Here is an 18,297-nt window from a genome sequence, read left to right on the forward strand (position 1 = left end):
CTTTTTTTTATCTAAATTCAGACCTGTCGATTCAACTGCTGTTGCAAAGCTGCAATCATATCTGCACGGCTGATCATTCCAATCAAGCACTGTTCTTCAACCACAGGAATATAGTTAAACGACTTTTCCACAAAGTAAGGCACCAAATCCTGAATCGGTTGCAAGGGGCTGACTGTCACAACTTTATGACTCATGATTTGTCGCACATAATGCTGCCACGAATTACGCGGATCTGTTGCTCCCTTGAACCACTCTACCACTTCGTATAAGGCCAATGTCCCAACCAAATGCTCTTCCGCATTGACGACTGGCAAACTCATTAAATTCACTGCTTTAAACTTATCTAAAGCCTGATGAATATCATCATGCTCATGCAGTTTAATCACATCTCGGCTCATAATATCTTGGCAAACGAATGAGTTAATCAAGCGCTCGTTGGCATGCGATTGTGCTTCTAAAATGATTTTTTCTAAATCGTACTGACTAATATCCAATAGCTCAGTGTGATGCTCTAAAGCATATTCAATATCTTTTGGTTGAATTGAGACTTTCTGGGTGGGTGTCGGGTCTTTAGATCGCTCATTTACATGTGCCGTGATCGGATAATGACGGCCAATCAAACGATTAAAAAACACTGCAAACACAAGCAATAAAATCGAATTAAGCAGAACTGGATACAAGATAAAATGAAAACCTAAGCGGTGTACAGCTTCACCTCCTAAAACAGCCGTAATCGCAACTGCGCCACTTGGTGGATGCAAGGAGTCTGTGGTCATCATCACAAAAATTGCCAATCCAACAGCAACACTAAAAGCACTGGTCAGATCAGGCAGATATTGCGTACAGGCAACACCAATGAATCCTGCCAGCGTATTCCCCACAATGACATTCCAAGGCTGCGCCAACGGACTGTTAGGGACTGCAAATAGCAGCACAGAAGATGCACCCATCGGAGCGATATACCACGCATTCATGCCACCTAGGACATACCAGCTAATCAAGGAGGAAATCGCCAAACCACATAAAGCCCCGAAACCAGAAAGTATCCTCTCTTTTATAGGCAGGACTTTATAATTCGGTTTTAGAAAATTTAGCCAGTCTGATTGGGTCAAGCTCACAATGCACCTTGCTGGATTCGCGTGGTTTTACTCGATGCAGAAGTATACGCCTACTCAAGCTTAAGGTGTATTTAAATTACAGTTTTAAATCATGATAAAAGCTGTTCAAGCTCAATTTAAATATTCTTTTAGCTGCTCCAATCGCTCTGCATATTTTTGCATCGGGCAGAACTCATACATCGGTGAGCCGATATAGGCCCCAGCATTACGGCACTCTTGATCCACAAAATTTTTCCAGAGCTGCTGCGATTTCATAATGTCGTTATATCGTTCAGGCTGCTTATATTGCTTGCTCTGAATTTTAATTTGATCCAGTAATTGTACGATCTGTTTGGTATAGCGTGTTTTAGCCCTTGTACTACAGATTTCCACCACGGCATTATTGATGTTACCCAACTTTAATTCTTGAATGGTTTCGTCAACACATTGGCTATAGGGATCAGTGGTTTTATCCTGTGCTTTAGCAAAAGCATGAGCGCTCAAACACGTCATTGCAAACACTACAACGGTGAACATTAATTTAGTCATGGATCTGCTCTTTTGTTGTTCTCATATTTTTTAATCATAATCAAAAAATCACGCCCATACTGATTTTTATTCTCCTATCTTCTACGAATATTGGTCACCATGACATCCATTTTTCAAACAACAGACATCACCTCAAATGAATTTTTCATTCAGATAACGCCAATAACGTTTCGGCAAATATTGCACATGTAATTTGATATTTTGACGGGCTTTAATATTGATACTATTAAAATAATCTTTCCAAAGCTGATCGTATAAAACTTCCTGCTCATCAAGCTGCAACTGGAAGTTTTGGCTACCGCCATTTTGAATATTGCGATCGATCTCATTTGCATCCATATAGACTTCATGAACATCGTTCAAATCATAATAAAGTCCATATTTGCGCTGTTCATCATAAATCAACCAACGCTGATCCTGATAACGGCGTCTAAAATGCGGTTGTATCAAAGGCAATACATTAAAATCGGGACGAACTAAACTTAAAAATAGCCCATCCTTGGTTTTCTTAAACCGTACAAAAGCCTCCATCCGATGCTTTTCACGTCCTACTTTTTTGGTCCATTGAGAAATGGCCAACACACTCGGATGTAAATAATCTTTTTCTATAGAATGCTGCTGTTGAAAGACATAAATACAGTAATTAAATACATGCTGGTAGGCATCAAGTGACTCAGATAGAGAAGCAAAATAAATCTGCTTCAATGCTGCTTTAGACAGTTTTTGTTGTAAAGCAGACCAAACCCGCTGTGCATGTTGCTCATGACTAGGAACCTCAATGACTTCAGAAAACAAGCCATGTTGTGCTCCATCCAATAAACTGAGCTGAACCTGAAACTCTTTAAACTGAAAGGCACGAAATACGCAGCTCAATAAGCCTGCCATTGAACCATCAAAATAATAGCTCAGTTGCTCATTCGACATTGTCAAAACCCTAAACTCAACTGAGGTGAAAGCGGCTTGATATATTTAGATGAGCCTTGGGTCAAAATCTGCTGACGAATAAAACCAGCTGAAAATTCTTTCTGAAAGCGAGCACTGTCTTCACAACGAATGAAATACTGTGCACGTGAATAGGCCACACCTAACTGCTTTAATAAATCGACATGAATTTTGCCAAAACGACGCGCCTGTACAATTTTCTTGGCTGATTTCACCCCAATGCCAGGCACACGTAAAATCATAAGGTAATCAGCTCGATTTAAATCCACAGGAAAATGCTCTGGATGCCGCAATGCCCAACTGAGTTTCGGGTCAACATCCAGATCCAAATGTGGGAATCGGTCATTCACAATTTCATTGACCTGAAAACCATAAAAACGCATCAACCAATCACTTTGATAAAGCCGATTTTCTCGTAGCAACGGTGGTGCAGAGCCAACCGCAGGCAAATAATTATTCTCGGTATTAATCGGAATATAGCCTGAGAAATAGACCCGTTTTAATTTAAATTCTTTGTAATGTCGATCTGCCATAAACAGCACATCTTGATCCGTTTCCTGATGCGCTCCCACCACCATCTGCGTAGTCTGCCCTGCGGGGACATATTTCGGCACATGCTTGATAATCTGACGTTCATCTTTAAGCTGAATCAAGCGATCTCGAACCAGCCCCAAATCTTTTTGTACTTCTTGATGCGACTTTTCAGGCGCAAAGGCTTTTAAACCGACCTCGGTTGGCATTTCCAGATTGATGCTCATTCGGTCGGCATACAGACCCGCTTCATGAATCAATTCAGGTGAAGCTCCCGGAATGGTTTTAAGATGGATATAGCCATTAAAATTTTCTTCTAAGCGTAGTTTCTTCACCACCTGCAGCATGCGCTCCATGGTGTGGTCGGCTGACTTGAAAATACCTGAGCTGAGAAACAGCCCTTCAATATAATTACGTCGATAGAAATTAATGGTCAGGTCAACCACTTCCTGTACCGTAAATGCAGCTCTTTTCACATCATTGGAACGGCGTGACACACAATAGGCGCAATCAAAAATACAGACATTACTGAACAGGATTTTCAGCAGAGAAACACAGCGTCCATCTTCGGTATAGCTATGGCAAATCCCTGCCCGACTCGCGTCGCCTAGACCTTTGTCTTTATTTTTACGGTCACTACCACTGGAGGAACAGGACACATCATATTTGGCAGCGTCCGCTAAAATTTGCAGCTTTTCACGAATGCGATCAGACATTTCAAACGACCTGAGGAGAACAGAGAATATCGTTTTAAAATTAGCATTTCAAAGTTGTGAAATTAAGAGCATGTGAGATGCAATACGTCATGAGCTGACGTGAGGATTGTTCACTTTAAATCCAGACGGTTCATTTCAACGTTATTTAATCGATCTATACATATAATTAAGAAGAGCCGCTCTATTTTTTATTTCTGATCAGAACTTGCTGGCGAAGTGCTAGAAGCCTTTGCCACTCCTCTACAAAATCCTTATACTTAACCACAATTTTTGTTTGATTCCAGTGGATGCACCATGAGTCGTGCTATATCGCATATTGATACATTTCAGGGCTTAATTCTTGCCCTACAAAACTATTGGGCGGAGCAAGGCTGCGTCGTATTACAACCATATGATATGGAAATGGGCGCAGGTACTTTCCACACTGCAACCTTCTTACGTGCATTGGGGCCAGAAACTTGGAACGCGGCTTATGTTCAACCATCACGTCGTCCGAAAGACGGTCGTTATGGTGAAAACCCGAACCGTTTACAACACTACTATCAGTTCCAAGTGGTACTTAAGCCAAACCCAGACAATATCCAGCAGCTTTATCTCGATTCGTTAAAAGCGATCGGCATTGATACCCTAACTCACGACATTCGTTTCGTAGAAGACAACTGGGAATCTCCAACCCTTGGGGCTTGGGGCTTAGGTTGGGAAGTTTGGTTAAATGGTATGGAAGTGACTCAGTTCACTTACTTCCAGCAAGTTGGTGGTATTGAATGTTACCCAGTAACAGGTGAAATCACTTACGGCTTAGAACGTCTTGCGATGTACCTTCAAGGTGTAGACTCAGTTTACGATCTGGTTTGGACCAAAGGTCAATTCGGTACCGTAACCTATGGTGATGTATTCCATCAAAACGAAGTTGAGCAATCGACCTATAACTTTGAATACGCGCCAGTCGACAAAATGTTTGAATTGTTTGACTTCTATGAAGCAGAAGCGTCTCGTTTAATCGAAGCTGAATTGCCACTTCCTGCTTACGAGCAAGTGATCAAAGCATCACATTGCTTTAACTTGTTGGATGCACGTGGTGCAATTTCGGTAACTGAACGTCAACGTTATATTTTACGTGTCCGTACTTTGGCGCGTTCAATTGCACAAAGTTATGTGGCTGCCCGCGCGAAACTTGGTTTCCCAATGGCAGAACCACATTTGCGTGATGAAGTATTGGCTCAACTTAAAGCACAAGTTGAAGCAGAAGCAGCCCAAGCTGAAAAAGCGAAGGAGAATAAATAATGACTAAGCATACAGTTTTATTCGAACTTGGCTGTGAAGAACTTCCACCAAAAAGCTTAAAAACTTTGCGTGATGCACTTAAAGCAGAAACGGAAAAAGGCCTAAAAGATGCGGGCTTAAACTTCGCTGCTATCGAAGCCTATGCTGCTCCACGTCGTTTAGCATTGAAAATTGTTGATATCGATGCTGCTCAAGCGGACACGCAAAAACGTTTTGATGGCCCTGCTGTACAAGCGGCTTATGATGCTGAAGGTAAAGCAACTAAAGCACTTGAAGGCTTTATGCGTGGTCAAGGCATCACGGTTGACCAACTTTCGACGTTCCAAGCAGGTAAAGTTGAAAAAGTTTGCTTCTTGAAAGATGTCAAAGGCCAAAGCCTTGATGCTTTACTGCCACAAATTTTACAAACTGCATTGGATAACTTGCCAATCGCAAAACGTATGCGTTCAGCAGCAAGCCGTACTGAATTCGTGCGTCCAGTAAAATGGGTGGTATTGCTGAAAGATGATCAAGTGGTTGAAGCAACCATTCAAGATCATAAAGCAGGTAATGTGACTTATGGTCATCGTTTCCATGCACCTGAAGCCGTGACTTTGACGCATGCAAATGACTACTTGGCAACTTTAGAAAAAGCGTACGTGGTTGCGAATTTCGAAAAGCGTCAAGCGACCATTCAAGCACAAGTCAAAACATTGGCAGATGAAGTCAATGCGACTGCAATTGTGCCAGCAGACTTGCTTGATGAAGTGACAAGTCTGGTTGAATGGCCTGTTGCTTTACGTGCAACTTTTGAAGAGCGTTATTTAGCTGTTCCTCAAGAAGCTTTGATTACCACCATGCAGGATAACCAGAAGTATTTCTGTTTAATCAATGCAGAAGGTAAATTACAGCCTTACTTCATTACCATTTCAAATATTGAGTCGAAAGATCCGATTCAAATTATTGAAGGGAATGAGAAAGTTGTACGTCCACGTTTGTCTGATGCGGAATTCTTCTTCTTACAAGACCAAAAGCAACCACTTGCGTCTCGTAAAGAAAAATTAGCTAACATGGTATTCCAAGCGCAATTGGGCACACTTTGGGATAAATCAGAACGTATTGCTAAATTAGCGGTGGCATTGTCTCCAATTACGGGGGCAAATGTTGCTGATGCTGAGAAAGCTGCGTTACTTGCGAAATGTGACTTAACCTCTGAACTTGTGGGTGAATTCCCAGAACTTCAAGGGATTGCAGGCACGTACTATGCGCGCCTTGAAGGTGAAAATAACGAAGTTGCCAAAGCTTTAGGTGAACAGTATTTACCTAAATTTGCTGGTGATGTATTGCCGCAAACCAAGACGGGTACAACCATTGCCCTTGCGGATCGTTTAGATACGCTAGTAGGTATTTTCGGTATTGGTCAAGCACCAACAGGTTCTAAAGATCCATTTGCATTACGTCGTTCTGCAATCGGTATCTTGCGTTTAATCATCGAAAATGAACTTGATGTGACCATCGAAGAGCTGGTGAATTTTGCCTTGCAAGGTTATGGCGACGTTGTTAAAGATCACGATAAAACCCGTGCGGATGCTGTTGCATTCCTTGAAGGTCGCTACCGTGCCAAGTATGAAGACCAAGGCGTTGCGGTTGATGTGATTCAAGCGGTTCAAGCACTTGCACCAAAATCTCCTCTTGATTTTGACAAGCGTGTGACTGCGGTCAATCATTTCCGTACCTTACCAGAAGCAGCTGCATTGGCTGCGGCAAATAAACGTGTTGCCAATATTCTTGCTAAAGAAGCGACACCGGAAGGTGCTGTGGTTGAAGCAAATCTGGTTGAAGCTGCTGAAAAAGCACTTTATGCAGAATTGTCTACCCTCACGCCTGTGGTTCAGCCTTTACTTGCTGCGCGTAACTACACAGAAGCGTTGTCTAAGCTTGCTGCGCTTCGTGCACCAATTGATGCCTTCTTTGAAGGTGTAATGGTCATGGCAGATGATGCTGAATTAAAAGCCAACCGTTTACGTTTACTCGCTCAGTTGCGTGATTTGTTCACGGCAATTGCAGATGTAAGTGTGTTGCAGGGTTAACTATTTATAATACTTGATCTTTTAAATAAACCCCGCTATAAAATAGTGGGGTTTATTTCACAAGCTATTCATGATTTCAAATAAAGATATTCAAAACTGTTTAGAAAATAATTTTACGTTCGATGTCTTGAATGGTAATCTTAAGAATGCCAAGAATAATTATTCTTGTACAGGGAGAATTACCCAAAAAAATGGGAAAATCAATTTTTACGGTATTTGTAATCAACAGACTAATTTTGAAAATATTTTCAATCAGAATAACGGGTTATCTGGAGAGTTAGTTGATGATGATGAATACTATAATCTACAAGTGAGCAATATAACTGGTTCATTTCACAGTTCTCATATATCCCCCTCGTTCGTTTACTATGGTACTTCTGGTTGCAGCATAGATGCTGAGCTATCAGCTCTAGAATATTCCGGTATATCTAAATCCTCAATAAATACTTTCAATTTCTACTATAAAAACCCAATTAATTTAGAAGTAAATCATGGATATCCATTAAAAATAAATTTAATAAACTTTATTTCTATAGAAATAAAAAATATAGATAGTAAACATGGACTTATATCCATCAACTCATCTAAAAATTTTTCCTATGAAGATGCCAAGAATATACTTAAAGGTCTAACCATCTTATTTAGCGAAAATTTATTTTCTTTTGTTGTAAGAACCTCAATAGAAAATGATAGAAAAGTTATTCAAATAAAATCTACTAGTAACAAAGAAAGCACTTTTTTCCCTGCCCCAATCCCTCTAAAGACAAAAAAAGACTTACCTAATCTAATACGTTTTCTAAATAATCAAATAATTTTAAGCCATAAAGAACAGAATTTCTTCTTCAACTTATACTCAAGTATATATAAACTTAGGGATGCATATCTTGACATCCAAGCTTTAAATGTTTGTGTCTGTATCGAAAGTATCTTAAAAAAATATTATGCAAAAAGTATTAAAGTTCCTGAGAAGCTTCTAAATAGAATTACAAAAGCTAAGGCTGAATTAAATCGTGTAAAATCTCATTTTGATGAAACAACTTTATCCGACCTAAATTACTCTCTAGATTTAAAACTCAAACCTTCGCCCAAACAAATATTAAAGTCAGTAGAATATTTAGATAGTAAATTTGAGATATCTTGGACAAAAGTTAGAAACTCAACAGCACATGGAGTAAGTCTAAGTGCAGAAAATCAAGTAAAACTACAAATTTCTCTTGATCACTTTTACACTTGTATAGAATTGTTTTATAAATTATGGCTTATACATATTGGTTATTCAGGAGATTTTTATCAATATTCAATAAAAGATTGGCCGAGAAAAAATCACAGAAATTTATTTGAAATGATCCATAAGTAAGCTTAAAAGATAACAGCAATTACATTTTTATACGTACTTATACTTTGAGTTAGATCACAGTCTGCGATATAAAATCTCGATTGCGACAATATCGCGGAAAGGACAAAAAGATGATGAATAAAGTACAACTATTATGTGTTACGACGGCACTGATTGCATCGTCTTCGCTTTGGGCAGCAGACACAACTAGCACCACAAGCAATGCTTCTAATGCTGTGCCTGAAAAAGCCATGCCCTATGGTGACAATCCAAGCCTAGGTCGTATCTTGTTATATAAAACAGGTAAAGGCATGCAGAATTTGGGCGACTCAATCCAAGGCGCATCTGATAACACCTCACAAAAGATCAGTGAAAGATGGCAAGACACCAAGAAATATACGGAAGAACAATCTGAAGTTGTTCAAGCACAAACTGAAAAAGCCAAACAATACACAGCCAAGAAATGGCAAGACACCAAAGATGCGGTGGTGGGCACCAATGAAGGCAATGTCCCGATCGAGCGTGCTGAACTGAGTCAGTCTTCAAAAAATTAAACCCAAAAACCTCTACACCGTAGAGGTTTTTTATTTCTTCAAATACATCTAGCCTGATCATCTGAAATATCATTTTCTAAAGACTGCGCTGTTATAGTGATTTGAAAAATAGGCTTTAAATTTACAGTGTACGTTCAAAACATTCATTGAACTTCACGGGATTTGCCGACACACTAAACCGCATAAATTCATCGGACTGGAATTTTGCACATGACGCAACGCACTTTCAAAATAATTCTTCTTTCCTGCATCAGTGCAATCAGTTTTACTGCTTGCTCAGCACTTTCGACACAGAACAATGGCGCACAAACATTACAGCAAGTGAAGAATATTGGTGCCACACCATCCACTGAAGGTAATATTGCAAAATTGATCAAACAAGAGCAACACTGCAACATCGAATTCATGGGATATTTTGATGGCGGTCAGGCGGTTGAACATTGGCGCTTTAACCAAAATGGTTTAATTTCAGCAAGCTCTACCACTCAACACTATCAAGATAAAACGCTTGCTCAACCAACAACCGCAACCGCCTTTGATGTGCAAGATGCCACTGTTCAAGCCAATTTTCAAAAACTACAAAGTAACTTTAGTGCGGATAAGCTAGCACAATGTCATTAAGCCTATAAAAAACTCGTTGCATCTATCTCTAGCTGCAACGAGTCATGGCTTTTTAAACTATTTTTGGATCGATCTTTAAACTATAAAATCATCTTAATTCGAACTGAGTCCGCTGGTTGCAGACAGTAAATCAATACGTGGGAACACCAAACCAGTTCGCGTATCGGTAATTGGCTTACCTGTTACTTTCAAACGATTTACGGTTTGATCGATGGTCTCTGATGGTGTCACGCCATTGGCACGTAATAATGCGATTGCCCCTGCAACATGAGGCGCAGCCTGTGAAGTTCCACCTTGAGTTTCCCCACCTGCAGTAATCATTGCACCTGGTGCCAATAAAGTCACCAATGAGCCACCATTACTAAAGCATGTGATTTTATCGGCTGCTGTGGTTGGATCAGAGCATTTCAAAGGATTGCCCCAAGACACGCCACCAATATTACTGTCATACACCGCGCCTACTCGTACTGCACCTTTCACACAGGCTGGTGAAGAAATCCCATCGGCGAAGGCATCATTACCCGAAGCCACTACAGGTACAACACCTGCTGCACGCGCATTGGCAAAAGCCGTACTATAGCTGCTATTGCTACATTCAGAGGTGTATTTCACCCCAGGTACACCCAAACTTAAATTAATCGCTTTAATGTTATAGGTTTGCGCATTATTTACGGCCCAGTTAATGCCTGCCAGAATATCACTGTCATAAGCGGTACTTGCCCATTGCCCTTGTGATCGAACTTTTCTAAACACATCTATCCCAATTATTTTGGTTTTAGATGCAACTTTGGCAACAATCCCAGAAACGTTACTGCCATGCCCGTCATCATCCAAGCTATTGTCATCAGGTGCGCTATCAAAGGCATAGACCACACGACATGTTGAAGCTGGGGTATTGACTGCGGTACAGCCAAAGTCAGCATGTTTATAATTCACCCCAGTATCAATCACCACCACACTCGAACCCTCCCCAGTAAAGCCATTTGTGACCGCTTGAGGTTGATTAATAAGAGGTAGACTTTCCATTGTGGTCGGGACATTTTTACGGTTTGGATAAACACCCTTTACCGTCGGATCATTTAACACCTGCGCTAAGGTTTCACGATTTTGAATACGATATAAGCCCAAAGGCAAACCATTAAACTCACGCAAGGTCTGAAAACCTGCTGCGTTGCTAAATTTATTTTTAAACTGACTTTTACCATCCGCAATCAGGCTACGTTTTTCTCGCCCTAAAGTAGTGCTCGTTGCACTGCTATCGTATTCAATCAGTAGATCATTTGAGTCATTGTCGACTAAGGCATCAATATTAATTTTGCCATTCGACACTTTATTTAATGCTGCGGTGCTGAGTCGTTGTTTGAGTTGGACAGCATCGAGTGCTGCGGCAGAGGCTGTAGTGGTATAAAAAGCACACAAGCTTAAAAGTAGTAAGGTTTTATTGTTCACTATTGATCTCCATCGTTCTTGGATAAAGAACGGTTCTTAATATCTGTTTTTCTTGGATAAAAGAAGCCCAGACGATTTAAAGTTTTTTAATTTCATTGGCTGGATCAGTGTCAGGATCAATCGGTTGTATCGAAGGATCGCTTTTCGTATCGTAAAATTGGGTATCTTTTTGAGTTGTCTCCAATTTTTTCAACATATGTGATGTGGTATGTTCGGTTGTGTTCACCTCCTGTTTGCTTAAAACGGTTGAAATATTCCCTGAATGATCAGGGCTGATCTGATAAATTGCGGTATCATCCGTTGAACTGGTTGGTTCGGCAGGTTCAAAGTAGAAAACCACCACACCCAGTGCAATCAATACAATTAAAAATGCTGCAATCTGTTTCATTCATATTCTCCAGCGCTTTATTTACTGGCCATTACTTGGTTTTCAATTCTTTTTCTATAAATAATGCGAATACAATTTAAGATTCACTTTATATTTCACATATATCTTTAAATAAAATACGATCTGAATCGTGGGTTTATCAAAAAATATAGCGGCATCATGGTATTTAATCTTGTGCTTCCTGGTGCAAAATTTCTACGCACTGCAAACACGATGAAAAAAATGAAATGACTAAAAAAGTGCAATCACAATTTCACATAGTTATACCAAGCAATAAAAATGCCATTTTTTTGATCTTTTTTGAATCGGTTTAAAGCTATTTATTTATTCATAATTTTCATATTCATTTTGTTAAAACATAACCAGAAGAGTAGCTATATTATTGCCATTACTTTTCTCAAAATTGATTTACTACAATAATTTATATTAATTAAAAAACTATACTTTTCACGTGCTTATCAGTATAAATAATCTCCACAATTTCTCTCCAGATTGTTTTTAAGCTGTAATCTGGTTGTAACGTTTGATGAAAATCACACATTTCTGTTTTTTTGCTCGCTATGATGCAGTTGCGTTAATGAAGTACCCCAATACGGTACATCGCTTAAGGAAATCGCAATGAAAAAAATGATCAAAACAGCTATCGTGACAACCTCTATCCTTGCTTCTGCTTCAGTTTTTGCACAGAACGTAGGCGCAAATGCCAGTGGCTCAGCTCAAGTCAATGTACAATCAGGTGGCCTACTTAAAGGTGTCACAGGTGCAGTGAAAGGCACAGCACAAGGCGTCGGTCAAGTGGCTCAAGATGTTGGTCATACTGCACATAATGTCGGTCATGCTGCTGTAAATACAGGTGTTGCAGCTACGCATCAAACAGTTAATGCAGCAACAAATGTTGGCTCTAAAGTCGCGAATAAAACAGGCGAAGTCGTAAAGAATACCAAAGACTATGCTGTAGACAAGGCAGTTGATGGTAAGGAATTGGCTGCAGATACGACTGCAAATGTAAAACAGCGTATTGCCGATAAACAGGCAACTTCAAAATCTAAATCATTGAATTTGGAAGCACAAACCAATGCCAAAGCACAATTGAATGGCAAAACAGCTGGTGTAAATGCTCAAACAGGTTTGAATGCTGATAAAAAGAACCTGCAAACAGGTGCAAATGTGGGTGTTAAAGTGTTAGGCGTAAATGCCAACGTCAATACCAATGCAAAAATTGGTGCGAATTAATATTCAGTAAGATATAAAAAAGCCCTTTGAACATTCAAAGGGCTTTTTTATTGTCATTGCAACGTTCAGCAAAGTTGCAGCTTGGTTTGCTCGTCCGCATTATTCTCAATGAATTGAGTAAAGCCAGATGCATCACAACTTAAAGTCAGTTGTTTATAACTCAGACTATAAAAATCTGCATAGTGTTTAAATACCAATGGAGATTGATCAAGTGCAAAGGGCTCCCCCTCTTTGACCAATTTATGAATTCCACGATCATTCATACTCAATAAATAATATTCATCATTCAATCTGAGCTTCACCAAACTATTGGCAGTCAGGTTTAATGGCAAGAGATAGGCGGAATTGGCCGCAATAATATCAGCGCTATAGCACTCTAATTTCAAGCTTGCCAAATTAAAGACCAGAAACTGATTCTGCAGATTCACCACATTGGCAGCTTGGGTCTCGGTATGTTGCGCAAAATGCAGATGTACGCCGAGCTTATGTAAATTCTGTTCCGTGCCTTGTTTTAGATTAAACAACTGCTGTACCAACTTTTGTTTAAGTACCGCATCAAAATAACGCTCATCTAAGGCAATGTCGTTCTGTTGCAGTATTTTTAATAAAGCTTGATGATGGTGCGGCAACAAAGCATCCAACACATGACGATAATAGAATTTGCTTTGCTTCTTAACTTCTCGAACCCGCTGATAGAAATAAGTGATTTCAAATGGTTTAACCACAAAATCATTCAGCAACTGGGAACTTGCTAAAACAGAAAGTGCTTCATGGCCTGTAAATGGCAAATGAATCACATGCATTTTAGGTAATAAAGGTTGGATCTTTAAGAAATGCTCTTTATCTTCTGCATAGTATGGATCGTAGACAATGATGTACTCACGCGATGAATCGACTTCATCTGCCTGAATTTGCATGTCTTGATGGATAGACGCATCAAAAAACTCAGCATAACGGCGATCCTGTACCACATCAGGGTCAATGGAATACTGTGGCACAAAAGCCACAATCTTTTGCATATTCAATAAATTTGAATACTTGATTGCAGCATAGCCACCCATTGAGCCGCCATAGCCGACAATGCCTTTAAATTGCTGCAAAATCGGTTGAATCTGCTGCTGCATCTGAAGCATGCTACTTTTCGGAAACCATGATTTCTGCTTCGGCATAATGCCGATCACATTGTATTGATATTTTATTAAGGATTTTTCAGCATTAATTGACATGCCTTTAGCACGACTAATCAAGTCGCCAAACGAAATCACTAAAGTGTCACTTGAACCTTTTAAAAAAATAACGCGAATGTGCTCATCTTCAAATATTATTTGCTTATCCATGCTCACACTGAAAAGTTGATCCTAGGTCTGTAGCAAAAAGTCACCAAATGATGGCTTTGCCAAACCATAATTGCGGAGTATCTTATTTTATAGAGATAAGACAGATTAAAAAGCGCAAAAAATGACACAATCCTTACATCCTGCTGCTCAAAAAGGCTTTAGTTTAGGGGCTGAACTGTACCAGCAGGTTCGCCCCAGTTACCCACAAGAAATAGCGGTTTGGCTGCAAGATCGGCTCCAAATAGATGAAAGTTCCACTGTTGTTGACCTCGGTGCAGGGACTGGCAAATTCTTACCCTACTTGATTCAGACCCAGGCAAAAGTGATCGCGGTCGAGCCTGTCACTGAAATGTTACAGCAGCTTCAACAAGCCTATCCGACAGTCGATTGTCTGCAAGCATTCAGTAGCGAACTACCATTCGCCGATGCGTCAATTGATGCCATTCTCTGTGCGCAATCGTTCCATTGGTTTGCCAATATCGAAACGCTCAGTGAAATGCATCGGGTACTTAAGCCAGCAGGCCATCTAGGGCTGATCTGGAATCAACGTAATACCGCTGTCGATTGGGTCAAAGCCTTGGCTGATGAAATTGCCCCTTTAGAAGGTGATACCCCGCGTTATCATAGTGAATTATGGAAACAGGCCTTCGAAGGACAATCCTTATTTAAACTGGATGGATTAACCACCTTTCAACAGGCGCATCAGGGCACTGTCGAACAAGTGGTGAGTAAACGCTTGCTGTCCACCAGTTTTATCGCCGCGATGCCCTCCACAGAGCAACAACAGTTAAAAGCAAAGTTTGAACAAATTGTATTTGATTTTACAGGCTTAACTGCGCAAGATCAGATTAGTTTCCCCTATACCACTTTTGCCTACCATTTTCAGAAAATACCCAACTAATTCTTGAACGAGCTCTGCTATGCCTAACCTAAAAACCACATTTGCCATCACCTGTGTACTCAGTTCAGTACTGATGCTCAGTGCTTGTAATAAGGACAAAGAGCCAACTGCAAAGCAACAACAGCAAAGCAGCGCAAGTAATGATGCAATTGGTCAACTGAATCAAACCCCGATCAAGCAATTCCCTGCCACAGCAGATGATGGGCATGATATTGCGGTATTGGATGACTATGATCATCGCTTTACCGACATGAGCGATAGCATGGAAATGGAATTGGCCAAGATGAAAGAAGCCAATAGCCTCACCCCTGAATTCGAGCAGCAACGTCAAAAAGATAATGTGAACTCAGCCTTGAAAATGCTCAAAGAACTGGAGCTCAAAACTGAGCAGGGTCGCTATATTCAAGGCTTGCTTTATGATTATTGGGAACATCAAGCCCAAGTCTTGGAACACGCCAATGCTGCTCAAACGACAGATGCGAATCAGCAAGTCAATCAGCTAAATGAATATCTACATGCACAAAGCCAGTTGCATCATTGGAGAAATGCGCAAACAGCGGAAAGCAAAATGCAAGCTGAGTAGCTGAAATAAATAAAAAGGGGCTGATGCCCCTTTTTCATTGCAAATTTATTGTTAAATATTTTGTTTCTCAATCCAGTGAATGGAACTCACACGAAATAACTCACATGCGCCATCACCCACTCCACCTGGGGTTAAAGACGATTTCCATACCAAGTCCTTATCCCGGACCTCGACCAACTCACCTTTGAGTTGAACCAAGTCACCACGTTTCACTTGCTTGATTTGTTTGGCAATCTCTGGATTGGCAGGAATAATATGCATATTGGACACCAGTTTGATCGCTTGATCGGGTGGCACAGGCAGTGTATTCATTTTCCAATTCAAATAACGGTCATATTGACGTACATCAATCGTCCGTGCGATCGCAGGATCAGTAAACAGCCCCAAACTCACCGCATAATCGATCGGAGAAAATTTGGCTTGCTCATCGTCATGATAGACTTTTGAACCGAGAATACGGAAATTACCATCAAAAGGTTTTAATACCGAAATCGATTGATATTCCACAACAGGCGCTAAGCCATTGGCAATGTTATATTCTGCCTGACCGGTTGATGCATGTGTTTGCCCAATTGCAGCCACCATGCATAAACTCATCCATAGACGTTTTTTCATGGCTCGATTATCCTCGAAAATATTAGAAAAGCCTTTCTCTTGATAGTATGCTGAGATGGTGAAAAAAAGTGCTTTTTTTGGTAACAGTCAAATTCATTTTAGTCATATTTTTGTGCTGTTAGTGAAGTATCCTCTTTATTAAAACCAACGAATGGATTTCTATGATTTACCAATTTTACCAACGTCATATCTTTCCTCATTTGCTCAATCAGGTCATGCAAACCGCTAGCTTGATGGATCGACGTCGTGAATTACTGCTCCCACTCGAAGGTGAAGTACTCGAAATTGGTTTTGGTACAGGGCTCAATATTCCGTTTTATGGCAATGTCGATTCACTCTATGCCTTAGAGCCCAATCCTGATATTTATCAATTGGCCGTTGAAAGGGTACAGCATGCACCTTTCTTTATTAAGCATGTGCAATCCAGTGCAGAGAAATTGCCTTTCGCTGATGCATCTTTAGATCATATTGTGTCGACGTGGACACTGTGTAGCATTGCTGATCTTGAACAGGCCTTAGCCGAAATACATCGGGTACTCAAACCAACAGGAACCTTTCATCTGGTTGAGCATGTCAAACATCCAAACTCGACAAAAATCCAATCTTTGCAAACGCTGCTGACTCCAATTCAAAAACGTATTGCCGATGGTTGTCATCTAAACCGAGACATTGAACGCCAGCTCTTGCAAGCCAAATTTAAATTGATCGAAAAAGAATATTTTGATGCAGAAGGTATTCCTGCTGTGGCACAAACAATGCTGTTGGCGCGTGTACAAAAATTAGAAACGCCTCATTGATCTTCGAAATCAATTCGCAAGGTTTCAAAACGAATGCGACCTTCTGTGACCGCCTGAGCAATCGCCTGCTGTCCTTTGCTCAAGCGTGCACCACCACTTTTAATATCCAATAGAATCACCTCAATATCGTCGGCTGTACCATCGCCATCGCGAAAGTCGGTATAACCATCAAAAACCACATAATCGACAGGATCACCTAAAAACTTGGCATCACTGGGTAAATAACGAAACTCTGGTAAGATCGGTGCAAACTGCTCCGCCATTTTGCCTTTCAATACCGCACGGCTGGTATTGACACTGCGCTTCTGCGCATCAAGCAAAGCCTGTTTATGTTCTAACTCTAGTTCGGTGATATATTTTTCATACTCAGCCTGAATCCGACCATTACGGGTGCTGGATAAAATAATCGTGGTGATCACGACACCAATACAACCACCAATCAGCATCGCCAACCAAACCGACATAGCAACTTTCCTTCTCTTGAATGCAGCTATTTAACTGCAACATTAAACTTTTGTCATGTGTAACACACTTGACCGAAAAAGATGCTAAGGTATAAACGAATACGAGAGCCTAGTTAATAAATCTAATTTCATGAAAACCATATTAATCGCAAATCAAAAAGGTGGCTGTGGCAAGACTATGACAGCTATTACATTGGCTGCAGCACTATCTCAAAAAGGATATAAGGTTGCGCTGGCTGACGCTGACAACCAAAAATCGTCTTTGCAATGGCTCAAGCAACGGCCTGAAACCGTCACAGGCATTCAGAGTCTGGATTGGCGACATGAAAAATCCATTGGTGAAGCGCCAAAGAATTTAGATTATTTAATTATTGATGCACCTGGTGCACTTTCAGGTGAACATGCAGAGCAATTGGTCAGCGAAGCGCATGCGATTGTAACGCCATTACAGCCATCGTTCTTTGATATTGACAGTACTCGTCGCTTCTTAAAACATTTACAAGACATTAAACGTATTCGTAAAGGTAAAGTGCAAATCCTGTTGATTGCCAATCGCGTCAAACCGAACAGTGCCAGTTCCAAAGATATTCAGGACTTCTTTAGCAAGATTGAGCAAGATCCTGTGGCATGGATTTCTGAGCGTAGTGCCTACGGTACATTGGCAATGCAAGGGCTGAGTGTGTTTGATAAAACCCAGAAAAATTTTGTCAGTATCCAAAGCCAATGGCAGCCTGTTTTAAACCAGTTGGTCGATGATCCAAGCGAGTGGTTCTAAGGCTTTGCAAAGAAACGTAATCTTTTGATATCAAATCTTAAAACAGGGAAATGAAA

At 40.5% G+C, this 18,297-nt stretch carries 19 protein-coding genes; 10 read left to right on the forward strand and 9 right to left on the reverse strand.

Annotated elements, in window-relative coordinates; all coding sequences use genetic code 11:
* Window positions 1-17 precede the first annotated feature (17 nt).
* The 4 genes from F902_RS03920 to F902_RS03935 form a co-directional block, all read right to left on the reverse strand.
* The gene (locus F902_RS03920; protein WP_005201250.1) at window positions 18-1,118 is read right to left on the reverse strand and encodes an HPP family protein; all 1,101 of its coding nucleotides are present in this window, start codon (window positions 1,116-1,118) and stop codon (window positions 18-20) included.
* Between the two features lie 111 nt (window positions 1,119-1,229).
* Complete coding sequence (locus tag F902_RS03925; RefSeq protein ID WP_005201252.1) at window positions 1,230-1,646, reverse strand: lysozyme inhibitor LprI family protein; 417 nt, start codon at window positions 1,644-1,646, stop codon at window positions 1,230-1,232.
* A 132-nt stretch (window positions 1,647-1,778) separates the two neighbouring features.
* Complete coding sequence (locus F902_RS03930) at window positions 1,779-2,570, reverse strand: TIGR03915 family putative DNA repair protein (protein WP_005201253.1); 792 nt, start codon at window positions 2,568-2,570, stop codon at window positions 1,779-1,781.
* 2 nt (window positions 2,571-2,572) lie between these two features.
* A complete protein-coding gene (locus tag F902_RS03935; RefSeq protein WP_005201254.1) occupies window positions 2,573-3,835 on the reverse strand; it encodes a putative DNA modification/repair radical SAM protein in 1,263 nt (420 codons plus the stop codon).
* A 294-nt stretch (window positions 3,836-4,129) separates the two neighbouring features.
* Between F902_RS03935 and glyQ the strand changes: the two genes are divergently transcribed.
* The 5 genes from glyQ (at window position 4,130) to F902_RS03960 (ending at window position 9,699) form a co-directional block, all read left to right on the forward strand.
* Window positions 4,130-5,119 carry a glycine--tRNA ligase subunit alpha gene (glyQ, locus tag F902_RS03940; RefSeq protein ID WP_004775941.1) on the forward strand — a complete coding sequence of 330 codons (990 nt, stop codon included), beginning with the start codon at window positions 4,130-4,132 and terminating at the stop codon, window positions 5,117-5,119.
* Entirely contained in the window at window positions 5,119-7,188 is a 2,070-nt protein-coding gene (gene glyS / locus F902_RS03945; protein WP_005201255.1) for a glycine--tRNA ligase subunit beta, read from the forward strand. The genes glyQ and glyS overlap by 1 nt, the downstream gene beginning before the upstream one ends.
* Window positions 7,189-7,258: 70 nt before the next feature.
* The gene (locus F902_RS03950) at window positions 7,259-8,545 is read left to right on the forward strand and encodes a hypothetical protein (RefSeq protein WP_005201256.1); all 1,287 of its coding nucleotides are present in this window, start codon (window positions 7,259-7,261) and stop codon (window positions 8,543-8,545) included.
* Window positions 8,546-8,655: 110 nt separating this feature from the next.
* On the forward strand, window positions 8,656-9,078 hold the full coding sequence (locus F902_RS03955; protein WP_005201257.1) for a hypothetical protein: 423 nt from the start codon (window positions 8,656-8,658) through the stop codon (window positions 9,076-9,078).
* Window positions 9,079-9,288: 210 nt separating this feature from the next.
* A complete protein-coding gene (locus tag F902_RS03960; RefSeq protein ID WP_005201258.1) occupies window positions 9,289-9,699 on the forward strand; it encodes a hypothetical protein in 411 nt (136 codons plus the stop codon).
* Between the two features lie 93 nt (window positions 9,700-9,792).
* On the opposite strand, the gene F902_RS03965 is transcribed toward F902_RS03960, so the two are convergent.
* Both F902_RS03965 and F902_RS03970 read right to left on the reverse strand, forming a co-directional pair.
* Window positions 9,793-11,148: a S8 family serine peptidase gene (locus F902_RS03965; RefSeq protein ID WP_005201260.1), complete on the reverse strand. Its 1,356-nt coding sequence runs from the start codon at window positions 11,146-11,148 to the stop codon at window positions 9,793-9,795.
* A 76-nt stretch (window positions 11,149-11,224) separates the two neighbouring features.
* Window positions 11,225-11,536 carry a hypothetical protein gene (locus F902_RS03970; protein WP_005201261.1) on the reverse strand — a complete coding sequence of 104 codons (312 nt, stop codon included), beginning with the start codon at window positions 11,534-11,536 and terminating at the stop codon, window positions 11,225-11,227.
* A gap of 618 nt (window positions 11,537-12,154) precedes the next feature.
* Between F902_RS03970 and F902_RS03975 the strand changes: the two genes are divergently transcribed.
* Window positions 12,155-12,769 (forward strand): hypothetical protein, encoded by a 615-nt coding sequence (locus F902_RS03975; protein ID WP_005201264.1) that lies wholly within the window; start codon window positions 12,155-12,157, stop codon window positions 12,767-12,769.
* Between the two features lie 65 nt (window positions 12,770-12,834).
* Here F902_RS03975 and F902_RS03980 read toward each other — a convergent pair whose 3' ends face one another.
* Complete coding sequence (locus F902_RS03980; RefSeq protein WP_005201266.1) at window positions 12,835-14,106, reverse strand: hypothetical protein; 1,272 nt, start codon at window positions 14,104-14,106, stop codon at window positions 12,835-12,837.
* A gap of 121 nt (window positions 14,107-14,227) precedes the next feature.
* On the opposite strand from F902_RS03980, the gene F902_RS03985 reads away from it, so the two are divergent.
* Together F902_RS03985 and F902_RS03990 are read left to right on the forward strand one after the other, a co-directional pair.
* Entirely contained in the window at window positions 14,228-15,007 is a 780-nt protein-coding gene (locus F902_RS03985) for a class I SAM-dependent methyltransferase (protein WP_005201267.1), read from the forward strand.
* A gap of 19 nt (window positions 15,008-15,026) precedes the next feature.
* Entirely contained in the window at window positions 15,027-15,590 is a 564-nt protein-coding gene (locus tag F902_RS03990; RefSeq protein WP_005201269.1) for a hypothetical protein, read from the forward strand.
* Window positions 15,591-15,641: 51 nt separating this feature from the next.
* Here the strand turns inward: F902_RS03990 and F902_RS03995 are convergent, their stop codons facing one another.
* Window positions 15,642-16,205: a hypothetical protein gene (locus F902_RS03995; protein WP_004657571.1), complete on the reverse strand. Its 564-nt coding sequence runs from the start codon at window positions 16,203-16,205 to the stop codon at window positions 15,642-15,644.
* A gap of 161 nt (window positions 16,206-16,366) precedes the next feature.
* Here F902_RS03995 and F902_RS04000 point away from each other — a divergent pair, with 161 nt between their 5' ends.
* A complete protein-coding gene (locus tag F902_RS04000; RefSeq protein ID WP_005201271.1) occupies window positions 16,367-17,002 on the forward strand; it encodes a class I SAM-dependent methyltransferase in 636 nt (211 codons plus the stop codon).
* On the opposite strand, the gene F902_RS04005 is transcribed toward F902_RS04000, so the two are convergent.
* Window positions 16,996-17,466 carry a Holliday junction resolvase-like protein gene (locus F902_RS04005; protein ID WP_005201277.1) on the reverse strand — a complete coding sequence of 157 codons (471 nt, stop codon included), beginning with the start codon at window positions 17,464-17,466 and terminating at the stop codon, window positions 16,996-16,998. The genes F902_RS04000 and F902_RS04005 overlap by 7 nt on opposite strands.
* Window positions 17,467-17,596: 130 nt before the next feature.
* Here F902_RS04005 and F902_RS04010 point away from each other — a divergent pair, with 130 nt between their 5' ends.
* Window positions 17,597-18,241, forward strand: coding sequence for a ParA family protein (locus F902_RS04010; protein ID WP_004657565.1), 645 nt, complete (start codon window positions 17,597-17,599; stop codon window positions 18,239-18,241).
* Window positions 18,242-18,297: the final 56 nt, after the last annotated feature.

Source organism: Acinetobacter higginsii (assembly GCF_000369525.1).
GTDB lineage: Bacteria > Pseudomonadota > Gammaproteobacteria > Pseudomonadales > Moraxellaceae > Acinetobacter > Acinetobacter higginsii.

What these genes read in the sequence shown, in the direction of transcription:
- F902_RS04010 (WP_004657565.1), top strand. Translation starts at nt 17,597, where the DNA reads ATGAAAACCATATTAATCGCAAATCAAAAAGGTGGCTGTGGCAAGACT.
- F902_RS03980 (WP_005201266.1), bottom strand. Translation starts at nt 14,106, where the DNA reads ATGGATAAGCAAATAATATTTGAAGATGAGCACATTCGCGTTATTTTT.
- F902_RS03960 (WP_005201258.1), top strand. Translation starts at nt 9,289, where the DNA reads ATGACGCAACGCACTTTCAAAATAATTCTTCTTTCCTGCATCAGTGCA.
- F902_RS03930 (WP_005201253.1), bottom strand. Translation starts at nt 2,570, where the DNA reads ATGTCGAATGAGCAACTGAGCTATTATTTTGATGGTTCAATGGCAGGC.
- F902_RS03990 (WP_005201269.1), top strand. Translation starts at nt 15,027, where the DNA reads ATGCCTAACCTAAAAACCACATTTGCCATCACCTGTGTACTCAGTTCA.
- F902_RS03985 (WP_005201267.1), top strand. Translation starts at nt 14,228, where the DNA reads ATGACACAATCCTTACATCCTGCTGCTCAAAAAGGCTTTAGTTTAGGG.
- F902_RS03970 (WP_005201261.1), bottom strand. Translation starts at nt 11,536, where the DNA reads ATGAAACAGATTGCAGCATTTTTAATTGTATTGATTGCACTGGGTGTG.
- F902_RS03975 (WP_005201264.1), top strand. Translation starts at nt 12,155, where the DNA reads ATGAAAAAAATGATCAAAACAGCTATCGTGACAACCTCTATCCTTGCT.
- F902_RS03955 (WP_005201257.1), top strand. Translation starts at nt 8,656, where the DNA reads ATGATGAATAAAGTACAACTATTATGTGTTACGACGGCACTGATTGCA.
- F902_RS03950 (WP_005201256.1), top strand. Translation starts at nt 7,259, where the DNA reads ATGATTTCAAATAAAGATATTCAAAACTGTTTAGAAAATAATTTTACG.
- F902_RS03995 (WP_004657571.1), bottom strand. Translation starts at nt 16,205, where the DNA reads ATGAAAAAACGTCTATGGATGAGTTTATGCATGGTGGCTGCAATTGGG.
- F902_RS04000 (WP_005201271.1), top strand. Translation starts at nt 16,367, where the DNA reads ATGATTTACCAATTTTACCAACGTCATATCTTTCCTCATTTGCTCAAT.
- F902_RS04005 (WP_005201277.1), bottom strand. Translation starts at nt 17,466, where the DNA reads ATGTCGGTTTGGTTGGCGATGCTGATTGGTGGTTGTATTGGTGTCGTG.
- glyS (WP_005201255.1), top strand. Translation starts at nt 5,119, where the DNA reads ATGACTAAGCATACAGTTTTATTCGAACTTGGCTGTGAAGAACTTCCA.
- F902_RS03935 (WP_005201254.1), bottom strand. Translation starts at nt 3,835, where the DNA reads ATGTCTGATCGCATTCGTGAAAAGCTGCAAATTTTAGCGGACGCTGCC.
- F902_RS03925 (WP_005201252.1), bottom strand. Translation starts at nt 1,646, where the DNA reads ATGACTAAATTAATGTTCACCGTTGTAGTGTTTGCAATGACGTGTTTG.
- glyQ (WP_004775941.1), top strand. Translation starts at nt 4,130, where the DNA reads ATGAGTCGTGCTATATCGCATATTGATACATTTCAGGGCTTAATTCTT.